Genomic DNA, 15,852 nt, shown 5'->3' with positions numbered 1-15,852 from the left:
TTTGGGTTAAGGTAGAGAGAGTTTGGCGTGAATACGCTAATTTTTCAACGGTTATTTAAACATGCGTTTGAATTAATGAAAAAGCAGTCGTTTATCATACGTTACAGTGCGCCATTGTTTTTAGCGTTATCACTGTTTAGCAGTGGAGCAGTGCAATCTGCATCCGTTGACAGTGAATTGCGCAAGCAACAACGTGAATGGTTCAGGCAAGCAGAGTATGCTGCTAAGCGCGGCCGCCTAAACGAATATCGCTTATTGCTTGATAAGTTGGAGGGGTATCCATTAGTGCCCTATCTTGAGCTGGCGAGACTAGAGCAGATTGGTTACTTGGCGAATGAAGATCGGGTTCTGGCATTTTTGAAGAAGTATGACAAGACCCCGCTGGAGTGGCAGCTAAGACAGCCCTGGTTAACGTACCTTGCTAACCAGGAAAAACACGCCCGTTTTATTCGCGATTTCCGCTTTCCCGGAACATTGAGCCATCAGTGTCAGTTCATTGAATCGCAAAGGGAAACTGGATTAGATGATGGTTCGTTTCGCCGTAAAGTTGATGCGATATGGAAGCATGGGTTTTCGCTTCCATCGGAATGTAATCCCATATTAGAAGAATGGGAGGCGCTTGGCGCTCGTACCAGCGAGAAGGTTTGGGAGAGACTACAACTTGCCGCTGAAGACGGAGACCCTACGCTCATCCCTTATTTGACGGGCTTATTGCCTGAGTTGCAGCAGTATTTGGGCGAGTTTTACCACAAAGTGAGCTATTCGCCTGCCGCAATAGAAAGTAGCCATTGGTTTAAGGGACGCTACCCGTTAAAAGAAGCCGAAATAGCAACCTTTGCACTGACCAAATTGATTTGGCGCGACGAAAGTATCGCTTTGCGAAGTTTCGCTCAGCTGAGTAAGCAATTGTCTTTTACTCAGCAACAACAAGAGCGCATAGCAAAAGAGTTTGCTGTAGCGCTTAGCCTGGAATCCCATCCGGAAGCTCGTATTTGGCATGATCGCGTTCCCGTCAATGAGTTAAACCAACGTGTTTTACAATGGCGTTTGGCCGTGTATTTAAAAGATAAAGACTACGACGGTTTGCGTGATGCAATTCAAAACTTGCCTGCGGCTATACAGCAGGGGAATCAATGGCGGTACTGGCTTGCCCGAAGTCAGGAAGTGACCGGAAATGTTCTTGCGGCCCAGTCGATTTATGAGGATTTGTCTGACGAGCGTCATTATTACGGTTTTCTTGCCTCGGCGCGCCTTCAAAAACCGATCAGCCTGGAGCGGGAAAAGCTTGAGGTCAGTGTGGTGCAACTTGAACAAATTCGCAATCATCCCAGCGTCCAACGGGCCTATGAATTAATCCAGCTTGAACGCTGGGTGGATGCCCGGCGCGAGTGGAATCATTTGCTGACGCAACTCAGTGGTGAAGAACATAAGGTCGCAGCGTACCTCGCGAGCGAATGGGGCTGGCACGACCAGGCTATATGGACTTTGGCTCAAATAGGGCACTTCGATGCCGTCGGAATTCGTTTTCCTCTGGCGTATCAGGATATTCTGGGGCGAGCCTCTCAGGCGGCCGGTATCGACAAGAATTGGGCTATGGCGATAACGCGGCGCGAGAGTGCTTTTCGACACGATGCTTATTCAAGTGCTGGTGCCAGAGGTCTGATGCAAATTCTACCGAGTACCGCAAAGCAGTTGGATAGCACCAATAGTAGCTGGCGACGCCTAAACGACCCTTCGGTGAATGTTCGTTTAGGTACCCATTACCTTAGCCGATTAAAACATCGCTTTGAGAATAACTGGTTATTAGCGACAGCAAGTTATAATGCGGGTTACTACAATGTTAGAGAGTGGCTGCCGGACGAGCCTGTTTACGCTGATGAGTGGGTAGAGACCATACCGTATTACGAAACCAGAGATTACGTAAAAGCGGTCTTGAGTTATCAACAAATTTATAGGATGTTGAATGGAAATGAGGATAACTTGTTTAAGCAAGTGATTGATATGACCATTGTTGACACTGAATAAGGCGATCCAATATGACTGCGACAGCAGATTTGTGGCCGTTGTTTCCTGACCATATAAAGCACCTCCAAACTCGCGCTGAGCGTCTTTTTAAACGTGAGAACTTAGATTCAATTGCAATTCATTCGGGGCAGCAGAAGCGCTGGTTTCTGGACGATATGAATTATCCTTTTCGCGCTAATCCTCATTTTAGAGCCTGGTGTCCGGAAACTCAGCTTCCTAATGCCTGGATCATTATAAAACCCAATACTCGACCGACTTTGGTGTTGTTAGACTCTGTCGACTTTTGGCATACAGCGGCAAGCCTGGAAGGGCAGCCTTGGTTAGAAGAGTTCCACGTGGAACACATAGGGTCGCCAGAGGCCATTGAGACATTGCTTCCCTATGATAAGAAAAACTCAGCATACCTTGGTGAACACATTGAAGTCGCAAAAGCGTTAGGCTTTGAGAATATAAACCCTGATCCGGTGCTGCATTTCTTCCATTATCATCGTCTTTTCAAGACCGATTACGAAATTGCGTGTCTCACCCAAGCCAATCACATTGCTGCTGAAGGGCATATTGCAGCTGCAAATGCGTTCTTTAATGGTGAGGCAGAGTTCGACTGTTTGTTGAAATACATGGCCGCGACTCGACAGGGGCAGAATGAAGTCCCTTATAACCACATTATTGGTCAAAATAAAAATGCCAGTGTTTTGCATCACTGGGTACCCGAGAAGCGGGCTTTTGGCTCTCTGAATTCAATGCTGGTGGATGCTGGAGCGGAGGTCTGTGGTTACGCTGCAGACATTAGCCGCACATGGTCGAAGCAACACAATGAGTATGAAGAACTGATTGCAGCATTAGACCAAATTACACTAGCGTTAATAGACAAGATGAAACCAGGGATGGAATTTCCAGCCTTACACCAGCTTGCTCATGAACAAATAGCCAACGTACTTTTCGCCTTTGGATTTGTCAGCTGCAGCCCGGAACAAATGATTGAAGATGGCATTACCACGGTGTTCTTCCCTCATGGTGTAGGCCATCCGCTAGGACTCCAGGTACATGACGTGGGGGCTGCACAAGCGGATGAGCGCGGAACGCCGATACCATCACCCTCAGGTTATTTGACCTTAAAAACCACGCGCACGGTGGAGCCAAGACAGGTTTACACGGTTGAACCCGGCATTTATTTTATTGAGCCTTTATTACAGAAGCTCAGTAACTCACGTAATAAGCACCTTATCAATTGGCGCCGGGTGGATGAGTTTAAAGCCTTCGGAGGTGTGCGAATTGAAGATAATATCGTGGTGTATAGAGAGCGAAACGACAATTTAACTCGTCAAACGTCTTTAGATGCCTACGTGAAGAAGGTGACCCGTCTTGCCTGATTTGGACTACGATATTCCGGCTGCCGAAGCTGAAGCAGGGATAGAAATTAAAGGCAGCCGTTTTATTGCTTGCATAGCTCATACGGCGACGCCCGATAACGGGGGCGACTTCTTGGCAGAGGTAAAGAAGCGGTGGCCAAAGGCTTCTCACTATTGTACAGCGTCATTATTTTCAGCCCCGAACAACAGTCAGGAGATGGCCTATAGCGATGATGGCGAGCCTTCGGGAACCGCCGGTCGACCGATGCTCATGGCATTGCAAAACAGCGGTGTGGGCGAAGTCACTGTGGTCGTGGTGCGCTATTTTGGTGGCGTAAAGTTAGGGACCGGTGGATTACAGCGGGCTTATACCGAAGCGACGGTGGCTGTGTTAGCGGAAGTTGAAAAGGAACAACGGGTTTTTAAGCGTGGCTTTAAGCTAAGCTTTGCCTATACCGACCAAGGAGATGTGGAGCCGCTTTTGGTTGAAGCCAATGCTGAAATTGAATCTGCCGATTATACCGAAAGTGTTCAACTTAAGGTGTTGCTGCGCCCGTTTCAGGTAGAGGCGCTGCAGAAAAAGTTACAGGCCGCTACTCGGGGGCGGGTAAGGTTAGATGCTCTCGACTAGAAGAACATCGCGCTTGGTTGGAACACCTTCTCAACCTGGTCGATGTATTTTTTGTCCAGCAAGAATAGAATAACGTGGTCGTCTGAGTGGATAATGGTTTCACTGTGCGCCATTAATACCTCGTGACCACGAACAACAGCACCAATCGTCGTGCCTGGCGGAAGCTTGATATCTTTAATTGCCTTTCCGACGACCTTTGAAGTGTCTTCGTCGCCATGTGCAATAGCCTCAATCGCTTCGGCCGCGCCTTTCCGCAGTGAGTATACGTTAACGATATCGCCCCGACGTACATGAGTCAGTAGAGCCGAAACCGTTGCCCTTTGCGGTGATATAGCAATATCGATCTCACCGCCCTGAACTAAATCAACGTAAGCACTGCGCTGAATAAGCACCATGGTTTTGCGGGCGCCCATGCGTTTAGCCAGCATGGCTGACATAATGTTCGCTTCGTCGTCATTAGTCACCGCAATAAACACGTCGATATCTTCAACGTGCTCTTCTTCCAGTAGCTTTTGATCGGAGGCATCGCCACGAAAAATTAATGTGTGCTCAAGGCGTTGCGAAAGCTCTTCTGCGCGGACTTCAGAGCGCTCGATGAGTTTAACCCGATGGTCGACTTCCAGCTGCTTCGCTAATCCTGCCCCAATATTTCCGCCGCCAACAATCATTATGCGGCGGTATTTGTCTTCAAGTTTCTGAAGCTCTTGCATTACGGTACTAATGTGACGTGTATCGGCAATAAAGAAGACTTCATCGTCGGCTTCGATAATCGTTGTCCCGGTAGGGCGTATGGGCTTACCCTGACGATAAATTGCGGCGACACGTGTATCAATGTTTGGAATGTGTTCGCGCAGTGTCGAAATGGCATGGCCTACTAACTTACCGCCGTAGTAGGCTTTGACCGCAACCAGGCTGGCGCGTCCATTAGCAAACTCCATTACCTGTAACGCGCCCGGGTAATCAATAAGCCGACGAATGTAATTGGTGACAAGCTGCTCGGGAGAAATAATATGATCAACCGGGGCATCCTGATTATGAAACAGTTGGTCTTTGTAGCGGATGTATTCCTCGGAGCGAATTCGAGCTATCTTTTTCGGTGTGTTGAAGATGGAATAGGCCACCTGGCAGGCGATCATATTGGTTTCGTCGCTACTGGTGACTGCAATGAGCAAATCTGCATCATCGGCACCTGCACGACGCAATACATCAGGATGAGCACCGTTACCAACAACAACACGCAGATCATACTTGTCCTGCAAGTCATCCAACAAATCGTTATTGGTATCAACGATAGTGATATCGTTGCGCTCACCGACCAGGTTTTCTGCCAATGTGCCGCCAACCTGGCCAACACCGAGTATGATAATTTTCATTCGACTTTTTTCAATCTCGCGTAAAAGAAACCATCCCCGTTGTAGTCACCGGGAAGCAATTGCAGCATTTCGTTATCTGCATCAATAGGTATCAGACTAGCACCAGATTGCTGCTGGAGAAAAGACTCTATTTGCGTTTGGTTTTCTTGTCGCAGAATAGAGCAGGTTGCGTACAGCAGTTCACCACCGGGCTTAAGCAGTGGCCACAGCGATTTCAGTATGTCGCTTTGCAAACTGGCCAGGTCGTTAATGTCATCGGCCCGACGTAACCATTTAATATCAGGGTGGCGGCGTATAACCCCAGTGGCCGAGCAGGGCGCATCCAGTAATATACGGTCGAAGGGTTCACCGTCCCACCAGTCAGAGGTTGCGGCAACGTCGGCGCAGTGAATAATGGCACTTAAACCGGCTCGTTCCAGGTTTTCATCCACACGGTCGAGGCGTTTCGGGTCAATATCGATAGCCTGAACCGGGAGTTCAAAGCTGTGTCGCTCAAGCAAGTGCAGTAGTTTGCCGCCGGGTGCAGCGCAGCAGTCAAGCACACGGTGCGAGGCGTTGACGTTCAGGTAATCTGCAGCGAGCTGTGCCGAACGATCCTGCACGGAAGCGTGACCGTCGGCGAATCCGGGTAACTTTTCTACCGGACAGGGCGACTGGAGCCGGATGGCATCGGCGGCCTGATTGTCAGGCTCCGCGGCAATGCCGCTATTTTGCAGCTGTTTTAAGTACTCATCGCGAGATGAGTGTCGGCAGTTAACACGCAGCCACATAGGTGGGTGCGCGTTATTTTCTGTCAGAATGTCGCTTGCATGCTCCGGGTGGTCATTCTTTATGGAATCAAACAACCAGCGAGGGTGATTTTGCATTGCATCATCGGGTAACTCTCGCTGTTGGGATTCATCGGCTGCCGGTGCCTCGCGTAGTAACTGACGTAATATGCCGTTAATCAAACCTTTGTGATTGCGCTTGCCCAGTACTTGAGCAGCTTCGACCGTAGCACTGACCGCTGCGTGATCTTTTATTCGTTGGCAATACAGCTGATAAGCACCCACCAGTAGCAAGTAATGGAGTACTTTTAGTTTACCTTTGAGTGGTTTATCTAGTTTTGCTCCCACCAGACGATTTAGGCTGGGCAGAACGCGCAAAACACCATAACTTATGGCACTAGCCAGTCGTTTGTCGGCGTCAGAGAGTTTACTGGTTGCATGCGGTAATGCAGTAGAAAGAGATTCGCCTTTTTCCAATACCTGAAACAGGGCATTTGCTGCAGCAGCGCGGCTGTGTGCGCCATGACCACTGCTTTCTGAGTTTTTCTGTTGGCTCATTCTAATTCCAGCCCCTGACCAAATACGTTGCTGTAGCCGTTCACTAAAGTACTGGCCGGCTGAGCTTTTTTGCCCGGCATTTGCGCGCTCGTAATACGTAAAACCCCATCTCCGGTGACAACGTCGATGCCTTCCTGGGTGCTCCTGATAATAGTGCCTGGTTTTTCGTTGCTGGCACCTTGAACGAGTTCAGCGGCATGAATTTTAATTGTATTCTGCTGAGCTTTTAAATTATCCGACTGACACCAGCTCATGGGCCAGGGGTTGAATGCACGTACGCAGCGCTCGATGAACGCAGCTGGTTGCGTCCAGTCGATTTCCCCTTCCTGCTTGGTCAGTTTTTTAGCATAGGTTGCTTCGGCGTCACTTTGTCGTTGAGCCTGGTTTTGGTAAGTATCGAGATCCGCCAAAACCTTTGTCAGGGCCTTAGGACCCAAATCTTCAAGCTTATGATAAAGCGAAGCTGAGGTTTCGTCCGGACTAATTGTGCATCGCTGTTCGTGCAGCACGGGGCCTGTATCCAGACCGGCTTCCATTTGCATAATACACACGCCGGATTCTAAATCACCGGCCCAAATAGCCCGTTGAATTGGTGCTGCGCCTCGCCAACGAGGCAATAAAGAGCCATGTACATTCAGGCAGCCCCTGGCAGGAATATCCAGCACCGCTTGTGGCAACAGTAAACCGTAAGCAACCACCACCATGACATCAGGCTCGAGAGCAGCCAGATCAGACTGAGCATCACCGGATTTTAATGACTCCGGCTGATACACGGGTAACTGGTGTTCAATAGCCAGTTTTTTAACGGCGCTGGGCTGAGGCCTCTTGCCTCGCCCCGCGGGACGGTCAGGCTGAGTATAAACCGCAACCACCTGATGAGAGTCATCCAGCAACTGTTGTAAGTGTTGTGCGGCAAAATCGGGCGTGCCTGCAAAAACAATCCGCATTACTGTGCTTCCGCCGCATACTTCTCAGCCAGGCGCTGTTCTTTCTCTAGTTTTTTACGGATACGCTCGCGCTTAAGCGGCGATAAGTAATCAACAAAGAGTTTGCCGTTTAAGTGATCAATTTCATGCTGGATACAAATAGCTAATAACCCTTCTGCTGAGCGACTGAAGCGCTCGCCGTTTTTATCCAGTGCGGTCACGGTAATTTTCTCCGCTCGCTCCACTTTGGCGTAAACTCCCGGGAACGACAGACAGCCTTCGTCATTTTTGAAGTGGCCTTCTGCTTCCGTTATTTCCGGGTTAATAAATACCATCGGCTCGTTTTGATCTTCGCTGCAGTCAGCAACGAATAGTCGCTGATGTACGTCTACCTGAGTTGCAGCAAGGCCAACACCTTGTTCTTCGTACATGGTTTCAAACATGTCATCGATAACCGAGCGGGTGCTGTCATCCACTTTTTCAATCGCCTGTGCGACTTTACGTAAACGTTCGTCTGGATATTGCAGAACCGTCATTTTTGCCATTAGAACCTCCAAATCTTCATCTACCCTTAGTTTACCTTAAATTGGTAGGTCAAGGACAGTCTGTGAACAGACAGGAATTATGTGTATTAATGGGGATGACACGTGCATCAAACAAGGTACAGAAAGCCGCGCGAGAATGTGACAGTTGGCAGGAGTTGTTTGAGCGATGGGGGCAATCGTTAAAACCGGTAGAAGCACGCTGGTTAAAAGCGGCTGAAAATTGGTGCCTTAGCGACTATCAAGGGGTTATATCCTATTTCAGTAACGACTATCCCGCGTCGCTAAAAGCGATAACCAATCCACCGTGGTTGCTTTACTACCGGGGCCGTAAAGAGTTATTAAGCGGCGTTAGTGTGGCAATTGTGGGCAGTCGAAAAGCCACACATAGCGGGTTGCAGATAGCCGACTGGCTTAGTGAACGCCTGGTGGCTGCTGGTATTGTGGTTATTAGCGGCTTGGCTATGGGTATTGATGCGCAGGCCCATAAAACGGCGGCGGACAAAGGGAAAACAATAGCCGTTCTGGGCACCGGCATTGATCAGTATTATCCCAGGCGAAATAAAGCACTGCAGGACTTTATTGCGCATCAGGGGTTGCTGATTTCCGAATTTCCTCCAGGACAAACCGCCAGAATCGATCATTTTCCCCGTCGTAACCGTATTATTAGTGGTATTAGTCAGGCCGTTGTCGTGGTTGAGGCCGCGCGCAAAAGTGGATCGCTTTCCACGGCTACACACGCATTAAACGAAGGGCGTGAGGTGGGAGCCGTTCCGGGCTCTGTTTTATTGCCGGAACATCAGGGTTGTCACTGGTTAATACAACAAGGTGCCAAGCTCATTAATACACCGCAGGATATTCTGGAGTGGTTCTCGCTGGACGACGCGGAGAGTGTCTTGTCAGAAGGTGTACAATGTCGCGATGAAAGCTTGGCAAACAATCGATTGTTCGCTAGTCTGAGTTCAGAGCCACGAACAGTTGATGACATGGTACAATTGTCGGGACTCGAGGTTGCTGAAGTCATGGAGAAGATAGTGTTACTCGAATTAGAAGGGCTAGTGGCAGCCGTACCAGGCGGTTATATCAAAGTGGGGAGGCGCTAAAGTATGTTTGATATCCTCATGTACTTGTTTGAAAACTACATTCATTCCGAAATGGAAGTTGTGGTTGATCACGATGAGTTAACCAATGAACTTACCCGGGCTGGTTTCCGCCATCAGGAAATCCAGAAGGCTTTGGCGTGGTTAGAGCGTCTGGCCGATTTACAGGAGATGGAAACCAAATCTTATTTGGATGTCGCTCCGCAGCAGTCTACCCGTATTTATACCGCGGCAGAGATGACTCGGTTAGACAGTCAGAGCCGGGGTTTTCTGATGTATTTAGAAAACCTGGGCGTGTTAGATTTTGCCACACGTGAAGTGGTTATCGACCGCGTGATGGAATTGGAAACGGCAAACTTTACACTGGACGACCTGAAGTGGGTTGTGCTGATGGTACTGTTTAACGTACCGGGGCAGGAAGCTGCCTATGACCAGATGGAAGGTTTGCTGTTTGAGGAAGCTGAAGGGCCCTTACATTAATGTCATCAGATGAGCGCTGTCCGCGTTGTGAGCGATCATTAGTCATTAAACATGTCGGGCACAACAGTTTTCTCGGCTGTACCGGTTACCCTGACTGCGATTACAAACGAGGCCTTCGCGAGCAATCAGAGATTGAGCCCGAAGACCTCGGTGTGGCCTGCCCTGAGTGTGGTAAAGAATTGCAGCTTAAAAGCGGGCGCTATGGTTTATTCGTTGGCTGCAGCGGCTTTCCTGAATGTGAGTTCGTTACCGAACCAAATGCGGACGAAGAGAGTGTTATCACTTGCCCTGAATGCGGTAAGGGTCAGTTACAGCAAAAAACCTCCAGACGCGGCACGGTCTTTTATGCCTGCGACCAATACCCCAAATGTGAATTTACCGTGAATCAACCCCCGGTTGATGAAACCTGCCCCAAATGCCAATACCCGTTGCTGGTGAAAAAGAAATCCGCTGCCGGAATTCGTAAAGTCTGTCCGCAAAAGCAATGCGACTACAAGTCGGACGCGTTATAATCCGAGACCCTGAGTGGAGGAGCGATTATGGCAGATAAATGGGAAGCGGCGCATAGCGCAATAAAAACAGGCGTTATTGCCTACCCGACAGAAGCTGTCTTTGGCCTGGGTTGTGACCCGGGCAACGAGGTTGCGATACAGCGATTGTTAAGCTTAAAACAGCGCCCGGCAGAAAAAGGTCTTATTTTAATTGCTGCTGACTACAGTCAGTTACTCCCTTTTGTCGAAGACTCAGCTATTTCTCAGGACAAACGCTTTACTGTTTTGTCGCATTGGCCCGGGCCGGTGACATTAATTTTGCCAGCTCGGAAGGGCGTGTCGTCATTATTGACTGGTGGCAGAAAGACGATTGCAGTGCGGGTGACAGCGCATGAACCTGCCAGAGCATTATGCCGGGAGCTAGGCCACGCTTTGGTTTCTACCAGCGCCAATTTAACCGGACAGGAACCTGCACGTACGGCTGCCGACGTTCGGTTGCAATTTGGTGACAGCGTAGATTGGATCATGGATGACAACACTGGCGGAGCCACGAATCCGACTCGTATTATTGACCCATTAAATAACCAGGTGTTCAGAGACGATGCATAATGACTACTTAACTCAGGTAAAGAGCTACCTGATGTCTTTGCAGGACGCTATTTGTCAAAAGCTAGCGGAAGCTGATGGTGAGAATAACTTTCAGGAAGACAGCTGGGATCGCCCGGGCGGCGGCGGTGGCCGTTCACGAGTGATGAAAAATGGCGCTGTTTTTGAACAGGGTGGTGTTGGCTTTTCTCATGTGTATGGCGAAAAGATGCCTGCATCGGCAACAGCGCACCGACCTGAGCTGGAAGGTCGTGACTTTAATGCGTGTGGTGTTTCTTTGGTAATGCACCCCAAAAACCCCATGGTGCCAACCGTGCATATGAATGTCCGTTTTTTCATTGCGCAAAAAGAAGGCAAAGAGCCCGTTTGGTGGTTTGGTGGTGGTTTTGATTTAACGCCGTTTTACCCTTTTGAAGAAGATGTGATTGAGTGGCACCAGCAGGCAAAAGACGCGTTGGACAGTGTGGATGAAAAGCTCTATCCGGAGTACAAAGCCTGGTGTGATGATTATTTCTTTCTCAAGCACCGTGAAGAAGCGCGTGGTGTGGGTGGCATTTTTTTCGATGACCTCAACGATCGTTCATTTGAAGAGTGTTTTTCGGTGATAAAAGCGGTAGGTGATGCTTTCACTAAAGCCTATATCCCTATTGTGGAGCGCCGAAAGGAACTCGCATATAACCAGCAGCAAAGAGATTTTCAGTTATATCGTCGTGGGCGTTATGTCGAGTTTAATCTGGTGTGGGATCGAGGCACTTTGTTCGGTTTACAAACAGGCGGCAGAACTGAATCCATTTTGATGTCGATGCCACCGCTGGCGCGTTGGGAGTATGACTGGCAACCGCAGCCGGGTTCAGCTGAAGAGGAACTCACCGCGTATTACCTGAAGCCCAGAGACTGGCTAGCTAAATGAAACCGGCAGCTAAGTTGGGTGTATTTGGAAATCCCATTGAGCATAGCCTGTCGCCGCGCATTCATGGGCTGTTTGCTGAGGCTAGGCAGGAACCGGTTGAGTATCGACGGCATCTGACAACCCCCGGGCGGTTCTCCCGAAGCGTGGCTGAATTTTTCCGCCACGGCGGGTTGGGCGCTAACGTCACGCTTCCTTTTAAACAGCAGGCGGCAAGACTGGTTACGCAACTGACCGACCGGGCACGATTAGCCGGTGCGGTGAATACGTTAATTCCCAATGAGTCAGGCCAACTATTGGGTGACAATACCGACGGTGAAGGGCTGATTAAAGATATTCATAATAAGGGTTTTTGCGTAAGTGAGCGCTCACTAGTTGTTTTTGGTGCAGGCGGTTCGGCTCGTGGAATACTGCCTTTGTTATTGGAGCAAAAACCCAAAAACCTTTACTTAATAAACCGGACGGTTGAGAAAGCGCTAACGCTAAAATCTGAATTGATGGCACTGGGACTGGTTGCCGCTGAACAAATTCAGGTGCATTCATCTGCCTCGGACATTAACCAGCCTATTGAGCTATTGATTAATGCAACCAGCAGCAGTTTATCGGGGCAGGAGTTACTGTTACCGCCGGTACTTGCAGAAAACGCCTGCGGTTATGATTTGATGTATGCCGACAAACCTACAGTATTTATGCAGCAGCTGAGCCAGGCCGGGTGCAAAAAGGTGACCGACGGACTCGGTATGTTGATTGAACAGGCAGCCTCATCGTATCAGCTCTGGATGGGCGGTGAACGGCCGGATACTGCATTTGTTATGGCTCAATTCAGATCGTCTAGTTAATTGATTGGAAAGGGTTTTTCTTTACTTTTTATAAGTAACCAAAAATGCGGAACAAAAGGTTATAAAAAAACTGAATTTGTCAGTAGACCATTGCTGATTTTGTGGTAATCTGTCTGACCTGTTTACGACGCATTTCCTTCCATTTCAGGACGTAAACAGAATAGTTTCCACAGTGAAGCATAATAATAAAAAGTACTAGGCATTTAGGGATGCCTGCCGTTTTAAATCCCACATTATCAATAACTTAAGTAAATTTCAGACACGGGGAAATATTAATTTCCGGCTGTGGGATTAGTCGTTGTTAACAGAGTTGTTAACAGGTTATCCACACTCTGTTCTGTGGCCTGAATAGCTGTTCTGTGGCATCCTATAGGTAACGCTTAATTTAGGTTTTTAACTATGGCCACATCCGTTCCAGAAAATCCGTTTATCCTCGTTGATGGTTCCTCTTATTTGTTTCGGGCATTTCATGCGCCACCGCATTTAACCAATTCCAAAGGTGAACCGACAGGGGCTATTTATGGCGTCGTTAATATGTTGCGAAGCTTGCTAAAACGCTATAAACCGAGCCATATGGCGGTCGTTTTTGATGCCAAAGGCAAAACGTTTCGTAGCGATATCTATGAGGATTATAAAGCGAACCGACCGCCTATGCCGGACGATCTGCGCTCCCAGATTGGGATTCTACACGATATTGTCAGGGCAATGGGCCTGCCATTGCTATGCGTTGATGATGTTGAAGCGGATGACGTTATTGGGACTTTAGCGCGGCAAGCTGGAGAAAAGAGCCGTTTCACGCTGATCAGTACAGGTGATAAAGACATGGCTCAGCTGGTGAATGAGCATGTCATGCTCATTAATACCATGACCGATACGTTACTAGACCCCGAAGGTGTCGAGAAAAAATTCGGCGTGAAGCCAAACCAAATTATCGACTATCTCGCCCTAATGGGAGACAGTTCGGACAATATTCCCGGGCTGCCGAAGGTGGGTGAGAAAACCGCGCAGGCCATGCTGCAGAGTATTCCTAGTATTGACGCTATTTACGAGAACGTGGATGCGGTCACTGAGCTGTCTTTCCGCGGTGCGAAGTCTATGCCGGCAAAGCTAAAAGAATATAAAGAGCAGTTACTGATGTCTCGTGAATTGGCGACTATTAAGCTTGATGTGGCAATGGACTTGGAGCCGGAAGAATTAACAATACAAACCGCTGATGGCGAGAAGCTTGCTGAGCTCTATGGCCGCTGTGAATTCCGTCGTTGGTTAGGTGAGCTTATGGAAACGGGTGCCGCAACGGATCAGGCGTTGGGTGAAGCAGACGGTGAAAAGCCAGAGAGCGACATAAGCAGCGATGCGTACCGTGTGCTCATGACGGAAAAGGAAGTCAGCGACTATCTAAAGTCAGTTAAACAATGTGATTATTTTGCCTTTGATACGGAAACCACCAGTCTGAATTACATGCAGGCGGAACTTGTTGGTGTGTCGTTGGCGACGGCCCCCAGTGAGGCAGTCTACATTCCGGTTGGTCACGATTACATGGACGCACCTGAACAAGTTGGGCGGGACTGGTTGCTGGAGCAGTTAAAACCATTACTTGAAGCAAGTAAACCACAAAAGGTTGGCCAAAACTTAAAGTACGACGCGCATATTCTGCGCCGTTACGATATTCGGTTAGCCGGTATTCTGAACGACACCATGCTTGCGTCTTATGTTTTTAACAGTGTTAGCTCGCGTCATGATATGGACACTTTGAGTCTGCATTACCTGAATCATAAGACCATCAGTTTTGAAGAGATTGCCGGTAAAGGAGCGAAACAATTAACCTTTAACCAAATTGATTTAGAGCAGGCGGGGCCTTATGCCGCTGAAGATGCCGATATTACCTTCAGATTGCACGACGTGCTGTGGAATAAAGTAAAGGACCTTGGTACTGAATTGCACAGCGTTTTGACCGATATTGAAGTGCCGCTTATTCCGATATTGTGCGACATGGAGCAGTATGGCGTGCGCATTGATGCAAATCTACTGGGTAAACAAAGCCAGGAGATAGCTGAAAAGCTCGATGCACTGGAGAAAAAGGCGTTTGATATTGCCGGTGAAGAATTCAACTTAAGTTCGCCTAAACAGTTACAGCGCATTTTCTTTGAAAAATTGGAGCTGCCGGTTGTTAAGAAAACGCCGAAAGGGGCGCCTTCCACTGCAGAAGAGGTTCTGCAGGAGTTGGCTCATGACTATCCTTTACCGGATGTTATTTTGCAGCACCGAAGCCTGTCTAAATTAAAGTCGACCTACACCGATAAACTGCCGAAGATGATTAATCCTGATACAGGCCGCGTGCACACGTCTTATCAGCAGGCAGTAACGGCTACCGGTCGATTGTCTTCCACTGACCCGAACTTGCAAAATATTCCTATCCGTACCGCGGAAGGGCGTAGAGTGCGCCAGGCGTTTGTACCTGAGCAGGGGTACAAAATAGTGGCTATTGATTACAGTCAGATTGAACTGCGTATTATGGCGCACTTGTCTCAAGATGCGTCTTTGTTAAAGGCTTTTGCTGAGGGGCTGGATATTCACCGGGCAACGGCGGCCGAGGTCTTCGGTTGTAAAGCCGAGGAAGTGTCTGATGATCAAAGACGACAGGCGAAGGCCGTGAACTTTGGCTTAATTTACGGTATGTCGGCGTTTGGGCTGGCGCGTCAGTTAGGCATTTCCCGTTATGATGCTCAACACTATATGGATAAGTACTTTGAGCGGTTCCCAGGGGTGCTGCGTTACATGGAAGATACGCGCAAACAAGCCAAAGAGCAGGGGTATGTCAAAACCTTGTTTGGTCGCCGCTTGCCGCTACCGGATATAAAAGCCAGTAATGGCGCGCGTAGGAAAGGTGCCGAACGGGCCGCTATTAACGCCCCCATGCAGGGAACGGCAGCCGACATTATTAAGAAAGCCATGCTCAAAGTGGCTGACTGGATTGATAGTAATGAGTGCCAGAATGACGTGCGCATGTTAATGCAAGTTCATGATGAATTGGTGTTTGAGATAAAAGAAGCCAAATTGGACGATTATATTGCGCAGTTAACTGAGGTAATGGAAAAGGCCGCAAGCCTTGATGTGCCGCTGATTGCCGAAGCGGGTAAGGGCAAAAATTGGGATGAAGCGCATTAATTTTACGATTTTTGTGAACTTTCTAGCAGGGGTCTAGTCACAATAATTGAGGGGATTAATCCTCCCTCAAAAAATTGTTCTCCCTGGATTACT

At 48.7% G+C, this 15,852-nt stretch carries 14 protein-coding genes; 10 read left to right on the top strand and 4 right to left on the bottom strand.

Going from position 1 to position 15,852, the window contains the following annotated elements; genetic code table 11:
- Positions 1-27 precede the first annotated feature (27 nt).
- The 3 genes from RBK99_RS08870 to RBK99_RS08860 are packed head-to-tail and all read left to right on the top strand — an operon-like array spanning position 28 to position 4,005.
- Entirely contained in the window at positions 28-2,025 is a 1,998-nt protein-coding gene (locus RBK99_RS08870) for a transglycosylase SLT domain-containing protein (protein WP_317504246.1), read from the top strand.
- 11 nt (positions 2,026-2,036) lie between these two features.
- Entirely contained in the window at positions 2,037-3,395 is a 1,359-nt protein-coding gene (pepQ, locus tag RBK99_RS08865; protein ID WP_317504245.1) for a Xaa-Pro dipeptidase, read from the top strand.
- A complete protein-coding gene (locus tag RBK99_RS08860) occupies positions 3,388-4,005 on the top strand; it encodes a YigZ family protein (protein ID WP_317504244.1) in 618 nt (205 codons plus the stop codon). Before pepQ ends, RBK99_RS08860 begins: the two co-directional genes overlap by 8 nt.
- Here the strand turns inward: RBK99_RS08860 and trkA are convergent.
- The 4 genes from trkA to def are packed head-to-tail and all read right to left on the bottom strand — an operon-like array spanning position 4,002 to position 8,174.
- Positions 4,002-5,378 carry a Trk system potassium transporter TrkA gene (trkA, locus tag RBK99_RS08855; RefSeq protein WP_317504243.1) on the bottom strand — a complete coding sequence of 459 codons (1,377 nt, stop codon included), beginning with the start codon at positions 5,376-5,378 and terminating at the stop codon, positions 4,002-4,004. The genes RBK99_RS08860 and trkA overlap by 4 nt on opposite strands.
- Positions 5,375-6,703: a 16S rRNA (cytosine(967)-C(5))-methyltransferase RsmB gene (rsmB, locus tag RBK99_RS08850; protein WP_317504242.1), complete on the bottom strand. Its 1,329-nt coding sequence runs from the start codon at positions 6,701-6,703 to the stop codon at positions 5,375-5,377. Before rsmB ends, trkA begins: the two co-directional genes overlap by 4 nt.
- Entirely contained in the window at positions 6,700-7,650 is a 951-nt protein-coding gene (fmt, locus tag RBK99_RS08845) for a methionyl-tRNA formyltransferase (protein ID WP_317504241.1), read from the bottom strand. Before fmt ends, rsmB begins: the two co-directional genes overlap by 4 nt.
- Complete coding sequence (gene def / locus RBK99_RS08840) at positions 7,650-8,174, bottom strand: peptide deformylase (RefSeq protein ID WP_317504240.1); 525 nt, start codon at positions 8,172-8,174, stop codon at positions 7,650-7,652. Before def ends, fmt begins: the two co-directional genes overlap by 1 nt.
- A gap of 62 nt (positions 8,175-8,236) precedes the next feature.
- Here def and dprA point away from each other — a divergent pair, with 62 nt between their 5' ends.
- The 7 genes from dprA to polA all read left to right on the top strand — a co-directional run bounded on the left by dprA (position 8,237) and on the right by polA (position 15,759).
- Positions 8,237-9,274 carry a DNA-processing protein DprA gene (gene dprA, locus RBK99_RS08835; protein WP_317504239.1) on the top strand — a complete coding sequence of 346 codons (1,038 nt, stop codon included), beginning with the start codon at positions 8,237-8,239 and terminating at the stop codon, positions 9,272-9,274.
- A 3-nt stretch (positions 9,275-9,277) separates the two neighbouring features.
- The gene (locus RBK99_RS08830) at positions 9,278-9,751 is read left to right on the top strand and encodes a DUF494 family protein (RefSeq protein WP_126781548.1); all 474 of its coding nucleotides are present in this window, start codon (positions 9,278-9,280) and stop codon (positions 9,749-9,751) included.
- On the top strand, positions 9,751-10,263 hold the full coding sequence (locus RBK99_RS08825; RefSeq protein WP_317504238.1) for a DNA topoisomerase family protein: 513 nt from the start codon (positions 9,751-9,753) through the stop codon (positions 10,261-10,263). The genes RBK99_RS08830 and RBK99_RS08825 overlap by 1 nt, the downstream gene beginning before the upstream one ends.
- Positions 10,264-10,290: 27 nt before the next feature.
- The gene (tsaC, locus tag RBK99_RS08820; RefSeq protein WP_317504237.1) at positions 10,291-10,851 is read left to right on the top strand and encodes an L-threonylcarbamoyladenylate synthase type 1 TsaC; all 561 of its coding nucleotides are present in this window, start codon (positions 10,291-10,293) and stop codon (positions 10,849-10,851) included.
- On the top strand, positions 10,844-11,758 hold the full coding sequence (gene hemF, locus RBK99_RS08815; protein WP_317504236.1) for an oxygen-dependent coproporphyrinogen oxidase: 915 nt from the start codon (positions 10,844-10,846) through the stop codon (positions 11,756-11,758). Before tsaC ends, hemF begins: the two co-directional genes overlap by 8 nt.
- Complete coding sequence (gene aroE / locus RBK99_RS08810) at positions 11,755-12,594, top strand: shikimate dehydrogenase (RefSeq protein WP_317504235.1); 840 nt, start codon at positions 11,755-11,757, stop codon at positions 12,592-12,594. The genes hemF and aroE overlap by 4 nt, the downstream gene beginning before the upstream one ends.
- A gap of 399 nt (positions 12,595-12,993) precedes the next feature.
- The gene (gene polA / locus RBK99_RS08805) at positions 12,994-15,759 is read left to right on the top strand and encodes a DNA polymerase I (RefSeq protein WP_317504234.1); all 2,766 of its coding nucleotides are present in this window, start codon (positions 12,994-12,996) and stop codon (positions 15,757-15,759) included.
- Positions 15,760-15,852 lie beyond the last annotated feature (93 nt).

The sequence above is a fragment of the Idiomarina solivarensis genome (assembly GCF_033052755.1).
Lineage (GTDB): Bacteria > Pseudomonadota > Gammaproteobacteria > Enterobacterales > Alteromonadaceae > Idiomarina.
This window is presented reverse-complemented; position numbering and strand designations above follow the sequence as displayed.